This is a genomic window from Bacteroides sp. M10 (genome assembly GCF_014334015.1).
Taxonomy (GTDB): Bacteria; Bacteroidota; Bacteroidia; order Bacteroidales; family Bacteroidaceae; genus Bacteroides; species Bacteroides intestinigallinarum.
On record NZ_CP060488.1, the window covers coordinates 4,312,710 to 4,331,681 of the forward strand.

The 18,972-nt window shown below is 42.5% G+C and carries 12 protein-coding genes and 2 pseudogenes; 8 read left to right on the forward strand and 6 right to left on the reverse strand.

The genetic code is table 11. The annotated features are described in order from the left end of the window. Positions 1-13: 13 nt before the first annotated feature. The 6 genes from H8796_RS15375 to H8796_RS15400 form a co-directional block, all read right to left on the reverse strand. Positions 14-2,059 (reverse strand): putative porin, encoded by a 2,046-nt coding sequence (locus H8796_RS15375; protein WP_117937339.1) that lies wholly within the window; start codon positions 2,057-2,059, stop codon positions 14-16. Between the two features lie 120 nt (positions 2,060-2,179). Then, positions 2,180-2,722, reverse strand: coding sequence for a 2-oxoacid:acceptor oxidoreductase family protein (locus H8796_RS15380; RefSeq protein ID WP_008999145.1), 543 nt, complete (start codon positions 2,720-2,722; stop codon positions 2,180-2,182). A gap of 20 nt (positions 2,723-2,742) precedes the next feature. Further along, on the reverse strand, positions 2,743-3,507 hold the full coding sequence (locus H8796_RS15385) for a thiamine pyrophosphate-dependent enzyme (protein ID WP_187343825.1): 765 nt from the start codon (positions 3,505-3,507) through the stop codon (positions 2,743-2,745). 193 nt (positions 3,508-3,700) lie between these two features. Next, positions 3,701-4,783 carry a 3-methyl-2-oxobutanoate dehydrogenase subunit VorB gene (locus tag H8796_RS15390; RefSeq protein WP_117937341.1) on the reverse strand — a complete coding sequence of 361 codons (1,083 nt, stop codon included), beginning with the start codon at positions 4,781-4,783 and terminating at the stop codon, positions 3,701-3,703. Positions 4,784-4,794: 11 nt separating this feature from the next. Then, positions 4,795-5,022: a ferredoxin family protein gene (locus H8796_RS15395; protein WP_004297419.1), complete on the reverse strand. Its 228-nt coding sequence runs from the start codon at positions 5,020-5,022 to the stop codon at positions 4,795-4,797. Between the two features lie 34 nt (positions 5,023-5,056). Beyond that, positions 5,057-5,338: a tol-pal system YbgF family protein gene (locus tag H8796_RS15400; protein WP_117937343.1), complete on the reverse strand. Its 282-nt coding sequence runs from the start codon at positions 5,336-5,338 to the stop codon at positions 5,057-5,059. 252 nt (positions 5,339-5,590) lie between these two features. On the opposite strand from H8796_RS15400, the gene H8796_RS15405 reads away from it, so the two are divergent. The 8 genes and pseudogenes from H8796_RS15405 (at position 5,591) to H8796_RS15435 (ending at position 18,894) form a co-directional block, all read left to right on the forward strand. Next, positions 5,591-6,139, forward strand: a complete 549-nt coding sequence (locus H8796_RS15405; protein WP_117937345.1) for an RNA polymerase sigma-70 factor — start codon at positions 5,591-5,593, stop codon at positions 6,137-6,139. Between the two features lie 126 nt (positions 6,140-6,265). Beyond that, positions 6,266-7,243, forward strand: coding sequence for a FecR family protein (locus tag H8796_RS15410; protein ID WP_117937347.1), 978 nt, complete (start codon positions 6,266-6,268; stop codon positions 7,241-7,243). A 159-nt stretch (positions 7,244-7,402) separates the two neighbouring features. Further along, the gene (locus H8796_RS15415; RefSeq protein WP_117937349.1) at positions 7,403-10,729 is read left to right on the forward strand and encodes a TonB-dependent receptor; all 3,327 of its coding nucleotides are present in this window, start codon (positions 7,403-7,405) and stop codon (positions 10,727-10,729) included. A 12-nt stretch (positions 10,730-10,741) separates the two neighbouring features. Continuing rightward, entirely contained in the window at positions 10,742-12,559 is a 1,818-nt protein-coding gene (locus tag H8796_RS15420; RefSeq protein WP_117937351.1) for a RagB/SusD family nutrient uptake outer membrane protein, read from the forward strand. 31 nt (positions 12,560-12,590) lie between these two features. Continuing rightward, complete coding sequence (locus H8796_RS15425) at positions 12,591-14,291, forward strand: DUF4979 domain-containing protein (RefSeq protein WP_117937352.1); 1,701 nt, start codon at positions 12,591-12,593, stop codon at positions 14,289-14,291. 125 nt (positions 14,292-14,416) lie between these two features. Then, positions 14,417-15,574, forward strand: a pseudogene (locus tag H8796_RS25655) (glycoside hydrolase family 88 protein); the annotation flags it as partial. A gap of 291 nt (positions 15,575-15,865) precedes the next feature. Beyond that, positions 15,866-16,675 (forward strand): annotated as a pseudogene (locus tag H8796_RS25660) (alginate lyase family protein); the annotation flags it as partial. Between the two features lie 17 nt (positions 16,676-16,692). Further along, positions 16,693-18,894 (forward strand): GH92 family glycosyl hydrolase, encoded by a 2,202-nt coding sequence (locus H8796_RS15435; RefSeq protein ID WP_117937359.1) that lies wholly within the window; start codon positions 16,693-16,695, stop codon positions 18,892-18,894. Positions 18,895-18,972 lie beyond the last annotated feature (78 nt).

Consider the following 18,972-nt stretch of genomic DNA (forward strand, 5'->3'; position numbering starts at 1 on the left):
CGTATAGTTTTTGTTAATCATAGAAATTCCATGAAAGACCGAATTTCAGCACACGTGGGTTGATGGGGTAGTGAGGAGACAGAAAGTAATTCGGACTGCTCATGCCCTGGTTCACGTGATACATCATTACATAGAAACGTGTACGCTTTAAATGTAAGTTTGCATATACATTCACAATCGGATAACCTCCTATCTGTACCTGGTCGTCTGTCGGTTGCAGGTGGAAATTCTGAATGGCCGGCATATAGGCAGGTGCATTGTATTTGCTGAAATAACGCACGTCGGCTCCCAATTGCACACTAAGTACTTTCTTCGCCAGTTTGAACTGCATATAGAAGTTATGATATAGCGAGAGATCAGGCAAAGGAAGTACAGTCTGGTCACTGGATTTCTGCCAGGTCACTTCATTGTCCAGATGGAAGATGCCCAACTTGAAGTCCTGATTAAGACTTGCAGATAATACCTGTATACTTCCACTATTCTGTTCCGGCGTTGCTTCTTGGTTGAAGTAAGTATAGTTCTTGATATTTTCAACTCCTGCTTTCAGGCGTGTCCTCCAACGTGCAATGCTCAATTCCCCCTCAATACGGGTACGGAATTCCTTGTCCATATCGTCGTCCCACATGAAATGCTTGGAGTGATAATGACGCATATAGAAAGGAGCAAGCTTATTGCTGACTTCACCACGGGCTATAAGACTGACAGTATCTTTCCACAATCGGAAATTCAAGTCGATATCTCCTTTTACATTGAATTGACCGATGGCTTTTCCGCCTAATCCCACTTCACCGATCGCATGGTAATGAAGAACATTCCCTTCACGTTTGGATAATTCACCTCCAACAAATATTTCATTTTCGTTGTATTTGTCGGGCAACGGATTTCCTTCCATATTCATCAGTGTATACTTACTGATTTTATAGGAAGCAAATGCAGTCAATCCGGCTTTGGCATATTTATTAAAGCCCTCTAATAGAGCAATACCTATGGTATTCTTGATTCCCACATAGGTCGTACTATCTCTGACCATCGCATTATCCGGGTCCAGATATGTATTCTTGTAATAGTCTTTGACGTTGTCATTAGAATTGAAGCTATGCCGTGCCCGTTCCACCTGGATGGTGTGTATAAAACTGGTTACGGGGACAAACTCCTGTTTGGCGGGAGTGGTGTCATTTTCAGCTTGTGGTATGTCACGACTGAATCCCAGATTATATCGCTGGGTCAGGAAGACATAAAAGTCATGGTTACGGTTGGTCGTTGCGCTTAGTACGGTAGGAATATTGGTTGATTCATATTCTCTTTGACCTTGCGCCATTTCTTCCGGTGCAGTGATATAGCGGTCGTCCTCAATACCTCCGTTTTCATTTGTTTTCAGGTAATTATTGCTGTATATAGCCTGCATCTGATATTTGTCGCCGATATAGCTACCGAAAACAGCTGCGTTAAAATACGCCGTATTCTGATTATTGTAATATCCTCGTCCGTACAGGTAGTCTACATTAAATCCGAAAGCCAGTTTCTTGTTTACATTGACGGAGAAGTAAGATTTGAAACGCTCTTCCCCGTTCACTTTATTACCGGCTTTGTGATACGTCAGATTCGTATAAGGTACGTTACTGTTGGTAAAATTAAATTCCGTAGGACGAATGAAGAAACTGGAGAAAGGCTCCATGAAAATAGTCGGTTCCGGGTCACGGCGGTCAAAGAAGATGCGTGACATACGGGGAGAACCCATATTGGCCAAATAATTATAATGTCCGGTAAGTCCTTCGGTCAGGTTTGAATTTTGGAAATGATGAAAGGCAGTATCTGCCGGTACTATGATCCGGTCGCCCAACTGATTCTTGATACGCCACATATACAACTTTGGAGGCAATCCCTGTACTTCGACATTTGCACTATCCAATCTGTCCGGAATCATGGCAGGGTCTACCTGATTTCCGTATTGGTCGTATCCGTTTTCGTCTACTCTCTGGCGACCATTATCGAACTGTGCGTGAACAGTCGTCAAACCTATAACGGAAAGTAATATATATAATAGTAAGATTCGTCTCATAATTGGAGGCAAAGATACTTACTTTAATTGAGAATTGAGAATTGAGAATTGAAAAATATGTTGCATCCTTTACTTGGCGAGCAATTATTTCTTAATTCTCAATTCTCAATTTTTAATTTATTAAACCTCACGGATTAACTCCATCCCTTTCTTGATAGCTTCCTCGTTCATAGGAATCAAGTGGTGGTGGCGTTCCGGCAGGGTTTTCTTCAGTCCTTTGATTACATTTTCCAAAGTTACAACCGGACGAAGTTTCAATAAACCGCCAAGTACGATCATGTTGAATGCTTTGGCATTATTCATCTCGTTGGCTGCATCCATTGCGTCAATACGATATACTTTGATATCCTTGCGAGTAGGAGGGTGGATAATTCCGTAACCGTCATAAATCAGGATACCGCCGGGTTTCACTTTGCTTTCGAACTTCTCGAGTGAAGGCTGGTTCAGAATGATGGCAGCATCATATTTACTTAGAATCGGTGAAGATATCTTGTCGTCGCTTACAATAACTGTAACATTGGCCGTTCCACCTCGTTGTTCAGGACCATAAGCCGGCATCCAGCTCACTTCTTTGCCTTCCATCAGACCGGAATATGCCAAAATCTTACCCATAGACAATACGCCTTGTCCACCGAAGCCTGCTATAATAATTTCTTCTTTCATTGTTCTGTTGACTTTTAGCGTTATTCTTTATCTTTTAAATCACCCAGCGGATAGAATGGGAACATGTGTTCTTCCATCCATTTGTTAGACTTCTCCGGAGTCATCTTCCAGCCTGAACTACAAGTGGAAACGATTTCCACCGGATTGGAACCTTTACCACTCATGGAATTCTCGAAAGCCTTGCGGATAGCTTTCTTTGCCTTACGGATGGCCGGTACGGATTGTACGGACTGGCGGCTTACGTAAGCCGTTCCCTCCAGTTGGGCTGCGATTTCTGTGATTTTCAATGGATAGCCGTGAAGTTCAACGTCACGTCCGTAAGGACAAGTCGAACTCTTCATTCCTACCAGTGTGGTCGGGGCCATCTGACCGCCTGTCATACCATAGATGGCATTGTTGATAAAGATAATTGTGATGTTTTCGCCACGGTTCAAAGCGTGTATGGTTTCGGCTGTACCGATACAAGCCAAGTCACCGTCACCCTGGTAAGTGAATACGAGGCGATCCGGCCACAGGCGCTTCACAGCAGTTGCCACAGCAGGAGCACGTCCGTGTGCAGCTTCCTGCCAGTCAATATCCAAATAGTTATAGGCGAAAACTGCACATCCTACCGGAGAGATTCCCACCGTTTTATCTTCCATACCCATCTCCTCTATTACTTCGGCAATGAGCTTGTGTACCACACCGTGACTGCAGCCCGGACAGTAGTGCATGGCGTTATCGTTCATCAGAGTCGGTTTTTTGTAAACCAGATTCTCGGGTTTGATTATTTCTTCTTTAGTCATAACTTCTTCTCCTTATCTGTTGGTGAACCGTATAAAAAACTCCATCAGCTTGACAAAGATTGCCGCGCCGCATACGTAGATAAACATTTTGAAATCTTCTTTGGCTACAAAATAGATGATGATGGCTGCAACGGCCAATATCATAAAGAGGATATTCAGTACGTTTCTTATTTTATCGGGATTCATCGTTTCGTTATTTGATTATTTTTTCTTCCAGGGCAGTTACAATTTCATCCGGATCGGGCACAATACCACCGAGACGTCCGAAATGTTCTACCTTTATTTTACCGTTAACAGCCAGGCGGACATCTTCAATCATCTGTCCGGCATTTAGTTCCGTAACAAGCATGCCTTTTACTTTATCAGCATAAGCGGCAATAGCCTTTGTCGGGAACGGCCACAAAGTAATCGGACGAAGGATACCTACCTTGATACCTTTCTCACGAGCCAGCTCCATGGCTTTCTGACCGATACGCGCCATTGAGCCAAAAGCAATAATCAGATATTCTGCATCTTCGCAGTTTATTTCTTCAAAACGTACTTCGTTTTCTTCGATTTGGCGATACTTAGCCTGGAAGCGGAGGTTGTTGATTTCCATTGCTTCCGGTTTCAGTTCCAGAGAAGTGATGATGTTCGGTTTGCGATCTTTGGCCTTTCCGGTAGCAGCCCACGGGCATTGTTCAATCACTTCCGCTTCCGTGCGGCGTGGCTTTTGTGCAGGAAGAACTACTTTTTCCATCATCTGTCCGATCACACCGTCGGCAAGAATGATAGCCGGGTTACGGTATTTGAAAGCCAGTTCGAATCCTAATGCCACAAAATCCGCCATTTCCTGTACGGATGCCGGAGCAAGAGCGATTAGCTTGTAGTCACCATGTCCGCCGCCTTTCACTGTCTGGAAATAGTCGGCCTGACTCGGTTGGATAGTTCCCAGTCCGGGACCTCCGCGCATCACGTTCACAATCAGACAAGGAAGTTCGGCACCTGCAATGTATGAGATACCTTCCTGTTTCAGGCTCACACCCGGACTTGAAGAGGAGGTCAGTACCATTTTTCCGCTACCTGCACCTCCATATACCATATTGATAGCTGCCACTTCACTTTCTGCCTGGAGTACTACCATGCCGGTTGTTTCCCACGGTTTCAGTTCGGCAAGCGTTTCCAACACTTCCGATTGGGGAGTAATAGGATAACCGAAGTATCCATCCGCACCGCAACGGATAGCTGCATGGGCGATGGCTTCGTTTCCTTTCATTAATACAACTTCTTCTGCCATATTCTTTTCTTTTATTCTACTTTTACTTTATACACTGAAATACATCCGTCCGGACAAACTGTTGCACACGAGCTGCATCCGTTGCAGGTATCTTCTTTTACTTGCCAGGCATAGTTATAGCCTTTCATATTTACCTCTTTATTGAGGGCGATTACATCGAGCGGACATGCCACTACACACAGGTTGCATCCTTTGCAACGCTCCGTGTCGACTACGATTGCTCCTTTGATTTTTGCCATAATCTTTATTTTATTACGTTATCTTTGAGTTCGATTATTGATTAAACATATCTTTGTGGTAGAAATTGAGGATATCTATTACCATTTTCCTGGCCTGAACGGCAGGGCTGTCCGGATTGAGCTCGATGGCATACTGGTAGTTGTCCAGTGCCCGCTTCCAATCTGCTTTTTTTCGGTAGGCATTTCCCCGTAAATAGTAAAGAGTATCTTTCTCTTTTTCGACAGAAGTGTCCTGGAGAAGCTGGTCCAATTGCTTAATCGCTGTGTCCACATCCCCCTGATTGATAAGCTCTTTTAGGTTGTCTATTTGCTCCATTTCTTTCGTCTTTCGGGATTCTGAAACGCAAAGATAGTTTTTATTTGTGTAAATGGGGCAAATGAGAACGGAAATTTGCAAGGTTTGGGCTTTATTGCATATTCTATGAATATATAGTCAGGATGAAAGAAAAAACGGTTCTCATCTTTTTTGTTTATAACGAGAATATATCTATTTTTGTCGCCACCAACATGATTGGCTGTTTTCTCTGATGATGATTATTAATACACTTTGGCCTTGTAGAATACTGAAATGAAAAATGAACATGTGAATGATATAAATAATTATCAGAAACTGTATATGCAATATGCGCCTATGTTGTTGCGTTTTGCCGGGAAGTTTATTTCTCCTTTCTTTGCGGAAGATATTGTCCATGATGTATTTCTTAGAATATGGGATAAACAGGTGTTTCTGTTATCAGAATCAGAGGTTAAAAATATATTGTTTGTTGCTGTCCGGAATGCCTGTATCGATCATTTGCGTCGTATTAATCTCGAACAGGAGTTTGCCGACAAGCGTGCTATCCAGCTCAAATTAGATGAGTTGAGTTTTTATGACGGTGCTGATGAATTGTTTATGAGGAAAGACTTAATGGCACATGTGATGGCAAAAATAAATGAACTGCCCGAAAAGAGACGTGAAATCTTCCTGTTATCTTATATGGAAGGACTTAAAGCGGCGGAAATTGCCGAGAGATTAAACTTATCCACCAGGACAGTGGAAAACCAATTATACAGAACCTTACTTTTCTTACGGAAAGAGCTTCAGACTGCTTTCGTCTATCTATTCATGTTCGTTTAGTGCTGATTTATTTCTATTCTTCGCAGTCTCGGAAAATAAAATTCAAAAAAATAAAGAAGTCGGTGAGTAATTTCTGCTGATTGCTCGTTACATATATAAAAACAGGAAAATAATATCTATTTATATATGGAAAGCATGACTTCAGATTTAATAATAGGATTTTTGAAAGGCTCGTTGAATGAGAAAGAGATCAATCAGTTTTATGATTGGGTGAATGAAATGCCTGAAAATAAACAGATCTTTTTTGAGGCAAAGATGTTCTATGACGCTTGCTTGTCTAAAGGAAATAATATTGATATGGATCAGAGCTGGCAGCGGTTACTGGAAAAGAAACAGAAACAGGCTCCGAGGAAAATATACACTCTCTTCCGGAAAGTTCAGGCTTATGCAGCGGTGGCGATGATAGCTGTTGCTTTAACTTCCGTTCTCTTTTGGTGGTTGGGTGATACTTCTTCCGTACCTGTTGCCCGATATGTCAGTGGCGATGGAATCGTAGCCGATAAAGTTGTTTTGCCCGACGGCACAGAAATCAGCATGGGTAGTCAGACTAATTTCCGCTATGATCCGCAATATGGAAAAGAGAAGCGTGTCGTTTATCTGGAAGGAGAAGCATTCTTTAATGTAGCCAAGCAGAAAGACAAGCCTTTTATCGTAGTTGTGAACGGGCAGGAAATAGAAGCTTTAGGGACGAAATTTAATGTTGATGCTTATCCGTCTGATTCCGTGGTAACCACCACATTATTGGAAGGCTCCATTCGCTTGGTTAGTGAAAAGGTAAACACTTCAACCGTTTTAACTCCGAATCAACAATATATATATCACAAAAACAAAGGTTCTTATAAAGTGGCTCAAGTAGATGCGGCTCTTTACACCTCATGGATTTCCGGTTATTACTATTTCCATGAAGAGAATTTGGAGGGTATATTAGCCCGATTGGGGAATATATACGGTGTCAGTTTCCGGATACAGTCTGATAAGTTGAAAGAACGTCGGTTTACCGGAACTTTTTATCGGGGGCAAAGCATCAAAGACATTTTGGACATAATTAATATTTCAATCCCTATTCGATACAGTATTAATAATCGGCAAGTGACGATTCATTGAGCCGTATAATCTAATAAAACATTGTTATGAACAGTAGTTAGCCTTAAAAAAAAGAGAAGAAGATTTTGGCGAATCCTCTTCTCTCCGAGAGATGCACGCATCTCCTAAATTAAACTTCCTTCGAACGGAATAGTATTTAATCTTAAAACTTACAAATGTATGAATAAACAGCCTATTGTCTATGGGTTTGCCCTAAAAAGAAGCATAAAAAATACAAAAATAACCTTTGCTGTTTTGTTGTTATTTATTCTGCAGGGTATAGTTGGTAACGTGTATGCGCAGGAAAAGAAAATATCGATATCAGTAAAAAATGAAAAACTCGAGACTGTGTTACGAATGGTAGAAAAGCAGGCCAACTATTTGTTTTTCTATGATTCGGACGAAATCAACAAGCAACAACGAATCACAATTAATCAAACGAACAGTTCTTTGAAAGATGTCCTGGATGCGGTTGCAAGTAAGACCAACCTGTCATATACCATTAAAGGACGTCATATCATTCTGGCTAAAAAGCCAAACGTCTCTTCTACAAACAAAGACGGACGCGCAAGCGGTTCGGAAAAGAAGATAACAGGTATCGTAAAAGATGAAACAGACCTTCCTGTGGTGGGGGCTAATGTGATCGTTCCCCGAACAAAAAAGGGAGTGATAACGGATATGAACGGTAATTTCTCTTTGGAAGTAGCAGCAGGCGATGAGGTTGAAATATCTTATCTTGGTTACACAACACAAAAAATAAAAATATCCGCTCAAAACTTTCTGAATGTTGTATTGCGTGAAGATGCGAAGTCATTGAACGAAGTAGTGGTGGTAGGTTACGGCTCTGTGAAAAAGTCCGACCTGACTGGTTCTGTCGCTTCTGTCTCCAATACAACTCTGCTTAGAGGTGGAAAAACGAATTCCGCAGGTGCGTTGCAAGGAGAGTTGTCCGGTGTGACCATCACACGTTCGAATAACAAACCGGGTGGAGGCTATGATATAAAGATTCGTGGTATCAACTCTATCACTGCCTCTTCGTCTCCTTTGATTGTCATTGACGGGGTTCCCGGCGGTAATCTGGATTTTGTCAATCCGGACGATATTGAAAAGATTGACGTCCTGAAGGATGCTTCGGCAACGGCTATCTATGGTTCCAGTGGTGCAAACGGTGTAATCATCGTAACGACCAGAAGAGGACAGACTGGTAAGCCGAAAATTTCCTATAACGGTTATGTTGGTGTGAGATCTTATACAAACTTGCCCGACATGATGTCCGGTGACGAATATGTGCAGCTGGCGAGAGAGGCTACCCGTGGCGGAGCTCCCAACTATATTTATAAGAGAGACGAGCAAATTTTTACTGACCCGTCCGAATTGCAGGCAGTGAAAGAAGGTAAGTATTTCGATTGGTTGGACGCTGTGTCCAGTCCTGCCTTTATGACAAACCATAGCTTGTCGGCAATTGGTGGTACGGAAGCTGTGAAATACGGTTTCTCTGGCGGCTATTATTTTGAAGACGGTATGATTCAGCCGCAAGAATATACACGCTACAACTTGCGTTCGGTAATAGATATCACTATTAATAAGCATGTTTCTTTTGGAGGAAGTATGTATGCGGTTCACAGTATTCGTGAAAAAGGTAACTGGGACTTGTTGCGTGATGTGTTCCGTATGCGTCCTACTCAACATCCCAATAGCCTGGTGACAGGTGAGGAGATATGGAAATATTCCGGCAATAATCTTTTCAATCCGTTGGTTACTTCTCAAAACCAGCGCTCGCAAGTGAAAAGCCTCAACCTGCAAAGCAATATTTATCTTAAAATAACACCTATTGAGAATTTGGAACTTACTTCTTCGTTTTCTCCTTATTTTACACTGACTTCCATGGGGGATTATATCGGAGTGTGGACAAAAGCACAGCAGGGAACTGCCAAAGGTGCTAAGGCGAATGCGACGAAAGATAATTCATTGAGTTGGATTTGGGATAACATTGTGAACTATACTTGGAAGAAGTCCGTCCATTCTATTACTGCGACCGGAGTGTTCTCCGCTCAAAAGTATCAGTACGACAGATTGTACGGTGCAAGCAAGGATTTGTCTTTCAATTCACTTTGGTATAACCTGAATGGGGGAGCTATCGAGAGCTTGAGCTCCAATTTCAGCCAGTGGACGATGATGTCTTATGTAGGTAGAATCAACTATGGACTGATGGATAGATACTTGCTTACAGCCAGCTTGCGTTACGATGGTTCTTCACGTTTGTCCGAAGGAAATAAATGGGCGTTTTTCCCTTCCGCAGCTATTGCGTGGAGAATCACTGAAGAAGATTTTGCCAAGAATCTGGATTGGTTGTCCAACCTGAAACTGCGTTTCAGTTATGGTCAGGCAGGTAATACCAACTCTGTGTCTCCTTATGCATCCGAAGGTACCATTTCGGGGTCTGTATATTATCCGTTCGGAACGTCTACTTCCGTGGGAAATCTTCCTGCCAACATTGCCAATCCGATGCTGACTTGGGAGCGTACTTCAGAATATAACGTAGGTCTTGATTTCGGTTTCTTAAACCAACGAATTTCGGGTAACATTGAGTACTACAATCGTACTACCAATGACCTGTTGATGAAACGTAATATTCCTGTTCATTTGGGTTATTCGTCGGTTACTTCGAATGTAGGTTCCGTAAGAAACAGCGGATTTGAGTTGCAATTGAATACCGCGAATATCGTGACCAAGAACTTTGCCTGGAATACGACTATCAACCTGGCTTACAATAAAAACGAAATCGTAAGTCTGGCTGACGAAGAAGATCTTAGCAATTATTCCATTCATCTGAAAGGCATGAGAGGACGCTATTCTGACAAGCGTTTTATTGGTAAGCCGGTAGATACGAACTGGACTCAAAATACAATTGGAGTATGGCAGTTGGGAGAAGAAGAAGAGGCTGCAAAATATGGTTGTGTACCGGGTAACTTCAAGATTAAAGATTATAACAATGATGGCAAGCTGACGGACGATGACTATATCATCGACGGCAAGAGAACACCGGACTGGACAGGAGGTATGACAAATATGTTCAAAATCTATGATTTCGACTTCTCATTCCACATGTATTTCCAGGCGGGAGCCACACAGTACGACCGTTTCTTTGAGAACTTCGCATTAGAATGGAACAGCCAGAACTTCAACAATCTGCGAACTAATTACTGGACGCCGGAGAATCCTTCGAATACCATGGGACGCCCCTCACAGATGGGTTCCAGAGGTAATATCGCTTATGAAAGAACAGACTTCCTGAAAGTTTCTTATATCACGCTGGGATATACTTTGAACAAGAGACTGATGTCAAAATGGGGACTGGATAACGCCCGTATTTATGTGACTGTACAGAATCCTTTCATTCTTACGAAGTTTAGAGGTCTTGATCCCGAACAGCCTGATCTTACTAACATTGGAGATACGGACGGTATGACTATGAATGCTTTACTTGGTGTTAATATTTCATTTTAAAAAAACAGATCTATGATAAACAAAAAATATTTGAAGTATACACTTCTGTTATTTACTTTTGGAATGATTGCTTGTTCTGATTTTCTGGACGAAGTGAACCATTCCAGTCAGTCAGCAGACAAATACTATCAGACAAAGGGGGGATACGAGAGTCTGATTGTAGGTTGCTACTCAAACTTGAAAAATATCTATAATACTACTACTTATCAGATATTTACACAACAAGGTACGGATGTCTTCACACAGAATTATCCGACGGAAGTAGCGGCAATGAATCAGTATACCACTACTTATCAGTCAAATAACGGTACTATTTATGCGATGTGGAGTTCTTATTTCAATGCGTTGAATAATGTAAATGCTGCTATCGATCGTTCGAAGAGTGTCATTTTGAAGACAGACGACCCTGATGGAATAGAACCCAGTGCGTTGGCGCAGCTTGTGGCTGAAGCCAAAGCGTTGAGAGCCTGGTATTTGTTTGAGATTGTGAGGAACTGGGGACAGGGACCGTTGAAAATCAACGAGTCTAAAGAGCCGAGCTATACTGTCGAGTATTCGAATGGTGCCGCTTTCTACCAGCAGATTTTTACAGATTTGGAAGAAGCCATTAGTGTTCTTCCCTGGCGTCAAACGGGTTCCAACTACGGACGCATGTCCAAAGCTGCTGCGAAGCATATCCGTGCGTTGGCTTATCTGACACGTGGTTATGAAGAGTATGCCGATCCGAAGGATTTTGAAAACGCATTCAAGGATGCTGAAGATGTGTATCTTAATTCCGGACATAAGTTGTTGGATGACTATGCGATGGTTCATCGTCAGTCGAATGAGATAAACGATGAAATTATTTTCCCTATTGGTTTTGCTGACGGAGCTAACTACAACACCAATATCTGGAATCAATGGTATATGATGCCTTATGCTATTGGCGGATGGCTGGGATTGGGCAAAGACAGTTATTATGGTAATGCGAGTATGCATGTGGAGGCGATTCCTACTAAATTTGCTTATATGATGTATGACTGGCAGAAAGACAGACGTCCTTCTGTGACCTTTATGAGTCCTTTGAATGGTAATGCGGGTACTTCCACAGACGGAAAGGATGCAGGCAAGAACTGGTTCCAGTGTACTACTCCTGTAGATGGAGTGTTCGCCAAAGGCGATAAGATTATCTATTTCCCGGTACCTACCGATCCTGAATATAAGTATTGGGCTGAAACGGACAAGAATGGAGTAAGATACAAAGTGTTCAACTATCCGATGGGGGATAATACAAATTGGGCGAATGATGATTACTACAAACACGCTTATCAGACAACGAACGCAACTTCTCGTACCTGTCTTCCTATCTGGAAATTCAAAGATGGAAATGCGGAGTACAGGGAAGACGAATCCGGTTCGGGAACGCGTGATATCTATCTCTTCCGTTTGGCGGAAACTTGTCTGATTGCGGCGGAAGCGGCAGTGATGAATAACAACGATCAGGCTAATGCCGAGAAATATATTAACTACGTTGTTTCCCGTGCAGAAAAACATTCTCCGCAGAGTGGGCTTTCTCGTTATTCCAATGTCACGATAGATAATATTTTGGACGAAAGAGCCAAAGAACTCCTTGGTGAAGGATCACGCTGGAACGACTTGCAACGCACCGGCAAACTGGCTGAACGTGTATTGAAGTACAACTGGGATGTATCCAACATCTATGGTGGGACAATCAAGACTACCTTGACACAAGAGTCGTTTGAGAGTAAGTTTAAATTGCGTCCGATTCCTTTGCAGTGGCTGAACTCTTTGTCCAATGGTCACGAATTGGGTAACAATCCGGGTTGGTAATCGAATGTTGAACCTTTAAAATGATATTCATATGAAAATGAAATATATACTACCGATATTATGCTTGTTGTTTACGTTTGTTTCGTGTCAGGAAGATAATACGCCTCCGCCGCCCAATCCGAATCCCAACTATACGGAAGTGGGACCTTCTATGGAGTTCGTTCATCCCGGTATTCTACACACGACAGCTGCCATTACCCGGATGCAGAACTTTGTGAATGGGAATGTTTCTCCGGCAATAGATTGTTACAGACTGTTGCAGCAGAGTCCTTTGTCTTCGTCTACTTATGAGATTCAAGGTCCTTTCACGGTTATTTCACGTTTCGGACAGAACACTTCGTCGACCAAGACTCCAAGCGAAAAAGATCATGAAGCTGCTTATCTGAACGCTATCATGTGGTGTATTACCCAGAATCCGGCGCACGCTCAAAAGTCGATTGAGATATTGAATGCTTATGCCGGCACATTGCGTGAGATCGATATGAGTGATAATGACGCTCCCCTGTGCGCTGCTTTGCAGGGATTTCTTCTTGCTAATGCCGCTGAACTGATGAGACATACTTATCCTTCGGTATCGGATACGGATGTCAAGTCTTGGGAGAATATGTTCCGTAACGTATTTATTCCGGTATTGAGAAACTTCTTTGCCAAATCTCCTTATGCAAACGGCAATTGGGGAACCGCTGCTATCAAGGCTTTTATGGCGTTCGGTATCTTTTTGGATGACGAAAGTTTCTATAACGAAGCGGTGACGTTTTTCTATGAGGGGCACGACAACGGAAGTTTGACGAACTATATTATGGAGAGCGGACAGTGTCAGGAAAGCGGACGTGACCAAAACCACACGATGCTGGGGATAGGACATCTGGCAGAAGCCTGCGAAATTGCTTATAATCAGGGCAACGAGACGCTTTGGAGCGCATCGGAAAACAGACTTATGAAAGGGTATGAGTATACAGCTAAGTATAATCTCGGATACGATGTGCCTTTTGAACCTTTTACAGATGTGACAGGAGTGAGATGGAATAATATCTCTGATGATGATCGAGGAAAGTTCCGGCCTGTATTTGAGATTGCTTACAATCATTACGTAACTCGCAAAGGTCTGGAAATGCCGTATACGCAGCAGGTTATCTCAAGAATCTCTCCGGAAGGGGATGCGATGTGGTGTGACCATCCGGGATATGGCACACTACTGTTCCGTACAGAATCGGGTATGCCGCCGAGCGAAGGAGCTATTGATGCGAAAGGAACCGAATGGAAGGTCGCTACGGCCAATGCAACGACAGCAGCAGACGGAGATAATTTGGTTGTGACACCTGCTTTGCAAAGCAATGGAAAATATAGAGGTGATATAGAGAGAAAGTCAACCTTCCACGTAGGTAATTATCCTATTGTAGCGGTAGTTATAAAAGGTCTTCCGGCGAAGAAAGCGATAACGTTTGACTCTCCCGAATATGGATCTTTAATAAATGATAAAGGTAACCAGCACGGACATGGCACTTATTCTACCGTTGAGAAGGAGTATGGTACCGTTTATTACTGGGATTTGGTGACGGGAGCAAGTTACACGTTAGGTAAGCCGATACCTACGGATCAATCATTCAATATGTCTCTCAAGTTGAAGATTGCTGATCTTGAATATCCGGACGGCGTATCGCCTTATACCGTTAAATGGATGAAATCCTTTAGAAACGAGGCGGAACTGATTAAATATTTGGAAGAAAACTAATCACCTTCCAATTATAAGGTAAAAAATAGGTAAAAAGAGGATAAAGGGAGGATGTGTCTTGAGTTACTGTAGACTTTCGATACACCCTCTTGTTATTATATACATCATTAAAATATAGGTAAATGATAAAGAAAAGAATACTCTCTTTGTGGATAAGTTTATGCGTTATCTGTATAGCCGGTGCCCAAGAAAAAGAACTGGCTTACTGTAATCGGCAAATACATAAAACATTAAAAGCGATAGGAACTTCTTCTAAAATTCCGAGATCCATGGATGCTCATAAGTTGCATTGGAATATGGTGGGTGTCGATGATTGGACGAGTGGCTTTTTTCCGGGAGTTTTATGGTATGATTACGAATATAGCCGGGAACCGGAGATAAAAGAAAAAGCCGTTTATTTCACCAGACTGTTAGAGCCTTTATCCCATAAAGTTACCAGTCATGATCTGGGATTCCAGATATTTTGTAGTTATGGTAATGCCTACCGTCTGACAAAGGATAAATATTATAAGGACGTTATTCTCAAAAGTGCGGAAGAACTGTCAAAACTGTATAATCCCCGGGTCGGAACTATTCTGTCATGGCCGTGGAAAGTTGCGGAAAATGGTTGGCCGCACAATACAATCATAGACAATATGATGAATCTGGAATTATTATTCTGGGCGTCAAAGAATGGAGGAGGCAAAAAGTATTATGATATGGCATTGTCACATGCTCGTGTGACTAAAGAAAATCACTTTCGTCAAGACGGCTCTTGCTATCATGTGGCCGTTTATGATACCATATCCGGCAGGCTTATAAAAGGAATCACTCACCAGGGATATAGTGACCGTTCTATGTGGGCACGCGGACAGGCATGGGCTATTTATGGCTATACGATGGTGTATCGTGAAACCCGTGATAAGGATTTCCTGCGATTTGCAGAAAAGGTGGCCGATCTTTATATCAGTCGTTTGCCGGCCGACCTGATTCCATTCTGGGATTTTGATGCACCTGATATTCCGGCAACATTCAAAGATGCTTCGGCTGCTGCGGTAACAGCGTCCGCCTTATTGGAACTGTCAACATTGGAAGACGATCCGGAACGATCCGAACAATATTATGCATTAGCAAAAGAAATGCTTCATAGCTTATCTTCAGAGCACTATCAGAGTAGAAAGAAGAACTCTTCCTTTCTATTACATTCTACCGGGCATTATCCTGCCGGGGAAGAAATAGATGCTTCTATCATTTATGCCGATTATTACTATATAGAAGCACTTATGAGGTGGAAGAAAATAGAAGCAAAACAAGCTCTGTCGCAAGAGAATAAATTTATCCATCCGGGCATTCTACATACCCGGGAGAACCTGGAGCGAATCAGGCATTATGTAGACCAGAAGATAAATCCGGCTTATCAGTCTTATTTGTTGTTGCAGGCCGATCCTTGTGCTTCATCCGATTATCAGCTTCAGGGACCTTTTGAGGTTATAGCCCGCTTGGGAGTGAACAGCTATACAAAAAGACCGAGCGAAGATGACCATAAAGCAGCTTATTTGAATGCTCTGATGTGGACGATTACAGGAAAGGAAGCCCACGCCCGCAAATCAATCGAAATATTGAATGCGTATAGCGCTGTATTAAGACTGATTGGCCCCAATGATAATGATGATCCCCTGTGTGCTTCTTTACAAGGAAGTATGTTAGCCAATGCCGCCGAACTTATCAAACATACGTATGACAAGGTTGAAAAGAAAGATATTGCAAGCTGGGAGCACATGTTGCGTACGGTATTTATTCCGGTTCTGGATACCTTTTTCAAAGCCAAGCCTTATACAAACGGAAACTGGGGAGCCGCTGCAACGAAAGCATATATGGCTTTCGGCATTTTCCTGGATGATGAATCTTTGTATAATCAGGCTGTTGACTTCTACTATAATGGTCACGATAATGGTACAATTAAAAATTATATTAGCGAAAGCGGGCAGTGCCAGGAGAGTGGACGCGATCAGGACCACGTGATGTTCGGATTGGGTAATCTGTCTGAAGTTTGCGAAACAGGCTATAATCAAGGTGATGAAAAGATGTATGCCGCACTTGACAACCGTTTGCTGACCGGCTACGAATATACGGTAAAGTATAATCTGGGAGAATCGGTTCCTTTCAAAGTCTGGACGGATATATCAGGACGTTATTGCGATTGGCAAGTGATTTCGGAGAAAGAACGAGGAGCCTTTCGCCCGATATTTGAGATTGTATACAACCACTATGTCGCCCGCAAGGGGTTGGATATGCCCTATACCCGGCGTGTAATGTCTAAAATACCGATTGAGGGGGGCTCTAAATGGTGTGATGGTCCCGGATATGGAACATTACTTTTCAGGACACAAATGAATGAGAAATGAATAATAAACAAATGAAGATGACAATAAAGATATCCATCCTATTATTAAATATAGTTGGAGGACTATTGGTGTTGAGTTGTACCACACAACCCAAAGTAAATGCCGATTATTCGGTATATGTGAATCCGTTTATAGGCAATGCGGATAACGGACATACTTTTCCGGGAGCATGTGTTCCTTTCGGTATGATTCAGGCGAGCCCGGAAACAGGAAATGATGCCTGGAAGTATTGCAGCGGATATAATTTTGCGGATGATTCTATCATCGGCTTTGCCCAGACTCATTTAAGCGGAACGGGATGTCCTGATTTGGGTGATATCCTCTTACTACCTTTCAGTGGGAAGATCGAAAACAATGTCTATAAAGGTAAGTTTGATAAGAGGTCAGAAAAGGCTTCTCCCGGATATTATGCTGTTCACCTGACAGATTTTGATGTGGATGTCGAACTGACTTCTACCCAACGGACAGCTTTTCATCGTTACGTTTATCATTCGGATGCACCATCCGGGTTACTGGTAGACTTGCAGAGCGGAGTCGTATGGGATCGGGAATGGCTTAAAAAACATGTGTTGTATGCTGATATGGATCTGCCGGATAACCATACCATCACCGGACATCAGATGGTAGAGAACTGGGTGAAACGTTCCTATTATTATGTGATTTCTTTTGATAAACCCTATACGGTAAAGGATACCTTATCTTCTGTTGATCCGGAGAAAGGGAAACGTCTTCTGTTGGATTTCAATCTGGCGAAAGGGGATACCTTGCAAGTGAAAATAGCACTTTCAACGGTAGGAGTAGAGGGTGCCATTACAGCTTTGGAAAAAGAAAATCCGGCATGGAATTTTGAGGGAATCCGTACGAAGGCACATAACCAATGGAATCAACTATTCTCTAGAGTGAAAGTTACGGGAAGTGATGCACAGAAAACCAACTTTTATACATCGCTCTACCATCTGTTTATCCAACCTAACAACATTGCTGATATAGACGGTCGTTATCGTGGAGCCAATGATAGTATATATACTTCGAAGACGGGTAGTTATTATTCTACTTTATCTTTGTGGGACACTTACAGGGCAGCTCACCCCTTATATACGATTCTATGTCCGGAAAAGGTGGATGGTATGATCCAGAGTATGCTTGACCATTATAAAATACAAGGATATCTGCCGATATGGGCTTTGTGGGGAAAGGAGAGTCATTGTATGATAGGGAATCATGCCATTCCTGTCATAGTGGATGCCTATCTGAAAGGTTTCCGCGGATTTGAACCGGAAGAGGCGTATGCTGCTATTCGTGGCACTTCAACCGTTAGTCATCAGCATTCCGACTGGGAGATTTATGACCAATACGGATATTATCCTTTCGATCTTATCCCAAAAGAATCTGTTTCCCGGACAATGGAATCGGGATATGATGATTATTGTGTGGCTCAAATGGCTAAAGCGCTGGGGAATGATGAAGATTATGCTTATTTCTCCAAACGCTCTTCCTATTATAAGAATCTGCTGGACCCTTCAACAACCATGATGAGAGGGAAAGATTCGAAGGGGGACTGGCGTACTCCTTTTAACACCTTGTTATTGTCACATGCTGCCACTTCCGGCGGAGATTATACGGAGGGGAATGCCTGGCAATATACTTGGCACGTGCAACATGACGTGGAAGGGTTAATCGAACTACTCGGAGGTAAAGAGAAGTTTGCCAATAAACTGGACTCTTTATTTTTCCTGGAATCATCTAAAGAGAATACAGGATTCACCCAAGATGTAACGGGGCTTATCGGACAGTATGCACACGGCAATGAGCCAAGCCATCATGTGGCTTATTTATATAACTATGTGGGACAACCGCATAAAACACAGCAACTCATTCGTGAGATTTTTGACCGTTTCTATCTGCCCAAACCGGATGGATTGTGCGGAAATGACGATTGCGGACAAATGTCTGCATGGTATATCTTCTCTGCAATGGGATTCTATCCGGTAAATCCGATTGGAGGGGAGTATATATTAGGAGCACCGCAGATAGAAGAAGTCACCATTTCATTACCGAATCATAAAACATTCACGGTACAGGCAAAGGGCTTATCGGATGAAAATAAGTATGTGCAGTCGGTAACGTTGAATGACAAACCTGTTGAGAATTTCAGAATATATCATTCGGATATTATGAAAGGAGGAGAATTGGTATTTGTGATGACTGATCGATATTGAGTGTTTAGTGAAATGCTCCTTCACTCTTACAACATCTTCTGTATCTCTTTATTCATCAGCAATAGCGGGTGAAGCCCT